This window comes from Halorubrum sp. AJ67 (genome assembly GCF_000513435.1).
The window spans coordinates 34,371-39,348 of record NZ_CBVY010000015.1 but is presented as its reverse complement, the minus strand read 5'-3'; the positions used below and the strand labels follow the sequence as shown (position 1 = coordinate 39,348).

3 protein-coding genes are annotated in these 4,978 nt (G+C 68.1%); 2 read left to right on the top strand and 1 reads right to left on the bottom strand.

What is annotated here, in order from left to right; translation table 11 throughout:
* The first annotated feature begins 538 nt into the window (after positions 1 to 538).
* Positions 539 to 2,188, top strand: coding sequence for a long-chain fatty acid--CoA ligase (locus BN903_RS11725; protein WP_048077901.1), 1,650 nt, complete (start codon positions 539 to 541; stop codon positions 2,186 to 2,188).
* A gap of 34 nt (positions 2,189 to 2,222) precedes the next feature.
* Here BN903_RS11725 and BN903_RS11720 read toward each other — a convergent pair whose 3' ends face one another.
* A complete protein-coding gene (locus tag BN903_RS11720; RefSeq protein WP_048077900.1) occupies positions 2,223 to 2,663 on the bottom strand; it encodes a DUF5807 family protein in 441 nt (146 codons plus the stop codon).
* A gap of 309 nt (positions 2,664 to 2,972) precedes the next feature.
* Between BN903_RS11720 and BN903_RS11715 the strand changes: the two genes are divergently transcribed.
* Positions 2,973 to 4,978 (top strand): helicase-related protein (locus tag BN903_RS11715; protein ID WP_228841093.1); only part of this gene is annotated, 2,006 nt, incomplete at its 3' end.

Genomic DNA, 4,978 nt, shown 5'->3' with positions numbered 1-4,978 from the left:
GAGGAGGCGTCAGTTCAGGTGAAACGGGGGCGTTCACGGTGGCGCGTGCCTGCGAGCGGCCGCCCCCGGCGGCCGCGAAGCAGCACCGCGCGAGGGAGTCAGTCGCCGGAGCGAAGCGACGGCGACTGACGAGGCTGGGGAGGCGTGAGGTGCTGTCGCGGTGCGTTCCCGCGAGCGAAGCGAGCGGGAGCACGGAAGTCGCAGCCCGCGCAGCGAAGCGAGCAGGAACGTCTTTCGGAGGGGCGGGACTCGAAGCCCCAGCCGCGAGGCGGTCTCGGCCGCGAGGTTACTCTCGATGAAAGCAGTCACGTATAGCCGAGCGACTGGGGCTTCGGCGGTCTTAGTCACGAAGTCGATCTCGACGAAAACAGTCATGTATAGCTGAGCGGTCGAGAATTCGACGGCGTCAGAGTGGACGAAAAACGTTCAGACCGGAACCCGATCGTTGAGAGAAAATCAGTAGAAGTCGCCGCCCCGAGGGACCCTCCCGATCAATCATGACAACGTTCATAGTTCCCGACCTCGTGGTGTGTGAGGTATGCCAGGCGGACACGCTCAGACCCTGCGACCGTTCATGTGGCGCGCGGAACGACTGTACCCGGACACCGAGATCGTCTCGCGCACCCACGAGGGGCGCACGCGGCACACGTACGCCGAGTACGCCGACCGGACCGCACGGCTCGCCAACGCCTTAGACGCCCACGGGATCGAGCGCGGCGACCGCGTCGCGACGTTCTGCTGGAACCACACGCGGCACTTCGAGACGTACTTCGGCGTCCCGAACACCGGCGCGCAGCTCCACACGATCAACCCGCTGCTGCCCGACGAGCACATCCAGTACATCGTCGACGACGCGGACGACGAGATCATCTTCGTCGACCCCTCGCTGGCCGAGAAGATCGCGAGCGCCGCGGAGGGCGCGGACGAGTTCGAGGGCGTCGACTTCGTCGCGATGGGATCGGAAGGGATCGACGCGCTCGACGCCCCCGCCTACGAGGAGTTCATCGCGGACCACTCGACCGAGTACGACTGGCCCGACCTCGACGGCGACCAGCCCGCCGGGCTCTGTTACACCTCCGGTACGACGGGGAAGCCGAAGGGCGTCGAATACACCCAGTCGATGCTGTGGAGCCACACGATGGCCTCCCAGACGCCACAGGGGATCCCGATGAAGGACTCCGACGTGGTCATGCCCGTCGTGCCCATGTTCCACGTCAACGCGTGGGGGATGCCGTTCACCGCGGCCGCCGCGGGCGCGAAACACGTCTATCCCGGACCGTCGCCGGACCCTGCCGACCTCGCGGCGCTGATCGAGGAGGAGGGCGTCACCATCTCCGCGGGCGTCCCGACGGTGTGGCTCGGCCTCCGCGAGTACATCGAGGGGGGCAACGAGGTGGACCTCTCGACGCTCGACACCGTGATCATCGGCGGCGCGGCCGCGCCGAAGGCGCTGATCGAGTGGTACGACGACCGCGACGTCGAGGTGCTTCACGCGTGGGGGATGACTGAGATCGCACCGATCGGGACCGTCTCGCACCTCAAGAGCGACCTGCGCGACGCCGACTACGAGACGCAGGTGAACAAGCGGGCGAAGCAGGGCCTCGTCGCCCCCGGACTGGAGTTCGAGGTCATCGACGAGGACGGCGAGGAGATCGCGTGGGACGGCGAGGAGTTCGGCGAGCTCCGCATCCGCGGGCCGTGGGTCACGAAGGAGTACTTCAAGCGCCCCGAGGCCAACGAGGAGGAGTTCATCGACGGGTGGCTGAAGACGGGCGACGTGGTCACCGTCGACGAGGACGGCTACATGCAGCTCGTCGACCGGACGAAAGACGTGATCAAGTCGGGCGGCGAGTGGATCTCCAGCGTCGAGTTAGAGAACGCGATCATGGCCTACGACGGCGTCAGCGAGGCGGCCGTCGTCGGCGTGCCCCACGAGCGCTGGCAGGAGCGCCCCGTGGCGTTCGTCGTCGTGGCCGAGGGCGTCGACCGCGAGGAGCTCGTCGACCGGATCGAGACCGGGCTCCGCGAGGAGTACCCCAAGTGGTGGGTGCCGGACGCGGTGGAGTTCATCGACGAGGTGCCCAAAACCGCCACCGGGAAGTTCTCGAAGAAGGACCTCCGCGAGCAGTACGGCGACCAGTCGCTCGTCGAGGGCGCGGTCCCGGAAGACGACGCGCCCGAGGAGTAGCCGGCACGTCGCCGGCGGCAACGAGGGCAACCGCTCAGTCGTCGCGGTCGCCGACGACCCACTTGTGCGAGTAGCTCTCGCCGCAGGTGCAGTGGGCGTACGCGTGGACCACGTCGCCCTCGGCGTAGAGCCCGCCGACCTCCNCGTTTTGCGCCTCCGCGAACGCGAAGACGAACCGGATCTCGTGGTCGTCGTCGGGGTTCTCCGCGGCGAAGGGGCACGCCCCGTCGTCGAGCGAGCGCGCGATCTCTCCCTCCGCTCCCATCGCCGTCTTCGCGAACTCCATCGCGCCCATGCCCGTGCCGGCCTGGAACGCGGACCGGCCGGTCTCGCCGTCGAGGATCAGCCGGACGCCCCCGTCGACCTCGGTGCCGACGCTGCGGAGCCGGGAGTCGTCGTCGAGGTACGCGTCGCTCACGTAGAAGACCACGTCGTCGAGCCGCTCGCCCGCGAGGAACTCGTCGAGGTTGCTCATGCCCGTCGGTGGCGCGTGAGCGGTAAAAGGCGTGCGAGTCGCGATGGAGAACTGCGAGTCGCGGCCGGGCGGGAGAGGAGAGCGCCGAGCCGATAGTAAATCGTGTAGAATAGGGGTAAGCGTTAATACGTACCACGGAGATCCGACGCGTAATGAGCGCGCAGACGAGATCCGGTGACCGGCTCGCGGAGTGGGCGCAGCTGGTCGACGAGGACGTCCCGGAAGAGCTCCGAGAAGAGCGTTCCGGCGACCGATAACTTTCACCCCGCTTCGCGAAGGCTTTAGGCCGACGGCGGCGAAGCGTCGCCGATGGCGACCGAAGCCGCCGGGATCGACCGACCCCTGCTCGTCGACGGGTTCTTACAGCGACGCCGCTACCAGCTCCAGCTGGCGGACGCCGCCGCCGACGAACACACGCTCGTTTGTCTCCCGACCGGCCTCGGCAAGACGGCGGTCAGCCTGCTCGTCACCGCCGAGCGGCTCCACGAGGCGGGCGGGAAGTCGCTGTTTTTAGCCCCCACGAAACCCCTCGTCCAACAGCACGCGGACTTCTACCGCGAGGCGCTTTCGATTCCGGACGACGAGATCGTCGTGTTCACCGGCGACGTGAGACCGGACGACCGCGCCGCGCTCTGGGAGGACGCCCGGATCGTGATCGCGACCCCGCAGGTGGTCGAGAACGACCTCGTCGGCAACCGGATCTCGCTGCGGGACGTGACCCACCTCACCTTCGACGAGTGCCACCGCGCGACCGGCGACTACGCGTACGTGTACATCGCGGAGCGCTACCACGCCGACGCGGCGGACCCGCTCGTCACCGGGATGTCGGCCTCGCCCGGCGGCGACACCGAGGAGATCGAGACGGTCTGTGAGAACCTCGGCCTCGTCAACGTCGAGGTGATGACCGAGGAGGACGCCGACGTCGACGAGTACACCCACGACACCGACGTCCGGTGGGAGCAGGTCACGCTCCCGGACGAGGTCCTCGCGATTCGGGACGCGCTCAACGAGGTGATCACAGATCGGTTAGAGAAGCTGAAGTCGCTCGGCGTGACGAACACGACGAACCCTGACCTCTCGCAGAAGGACCTCAACAAGATGCGGGGGCAGCTGAAGCGGATGATGGACAACGACCAGTCGGACGGGTACAAGGGGATGAGCACCCACGCCGAGGTGATGAAGCTCCGGCGCGCGACCGAACTGGTCGAGACGCAGTCGGTCGAGTCCGTCCGGCGGTACTTCGAGCGCCAGCGCGAGGCCGCCCGCTCCTCGGGCGCGTCGAAGGCGAGCCAGCGGATGGTCGCGGACCCGAAGGTGCGCGAGGCGATGCGGAAGGCGGAGTCGTTCGACGGCCTCCACCCGAAGTTCTCGAAGGCCCGGATCCTGCTCGCCGAGACGCTCGGCATCGACGGCGGCGAACGCGCCATCCTCTTCACGGAGTCGCGCGACACCGCCGAGGCGCTCGTGGAGTTCCTCTCCGCGAGCTTCGACGTGCGGAAGTTCGTCGGACAGGGCGACAAGGAGGGCTCCGACGGGATGAGCCAGAAACAGCAACAGGAGACCCTCGACGCGTTCAAGGCCGGCGAGTTCGAGGTTCTCGTCTCCACGAGCGTCGCCGAGGAGGGGCTGGACGTGCCCGAGGTCGATCTGGTCTGCTTCTACGAACCGGTGCCGACCGCGATCCGGTCGATCCAGCGCAAGGGTCGGACCGGGCGGCAGGCCGAGGGGAAGGTCGTCGTGCTGATGGCCGAGGACACCCGCGACGAGGCGTTCTTCTGGATCTCGCGCCGCCGCGAGAAGGAGATGGCCAGCCAGCTCGCCGAGCTGAAGAAGGCCACCGACGACATCGAGGACACAGTCGGCGACGACGGGCAGGCCGGGCTAGACGCGTTCTCGGGGGAGGGTACTACCGAACGGACGGGTACCGGGGTTACCCGGGGTACGGGACCGGGACCCGGAACCGGGACCGGGCCGGGTCCGGGTACCGGACCGGACCCGGAACCGGGACGGGGTCCGGGTACGGGAAAGGTAACCGGTCCCGGGGCCGGGACCGGGACCGGGACCGGACCGACGGACGGGACCGGAACCGGACCCGGGACCCGGTACCTACCCGAACCCGTTACCGTTCCGGGCCGGACGAAGGGACCCGGGACCCGGAAGGGGAAGGGTACGGTACGGGGGACGGGGACCGAACGAAGGACGGGACGGGAAGGACGGACCGGAACGGACCGGACCCCGGAACCCGGAAACGGAAACGGAACGGGACGGGACCCGGAACCCGAAACGAAAAGGAAACCGGAACCCGGGACCGGGTC

Excerpts from the sequence above, each read along its gene's own strand:
- BN903_RS11725 (WP_048077901.1), top strand. The coding sequence starts at position 539 with ATGCCAGGCGGACACGCTCAGACCCTGCGACCGTTCATGTGGCGCGCG.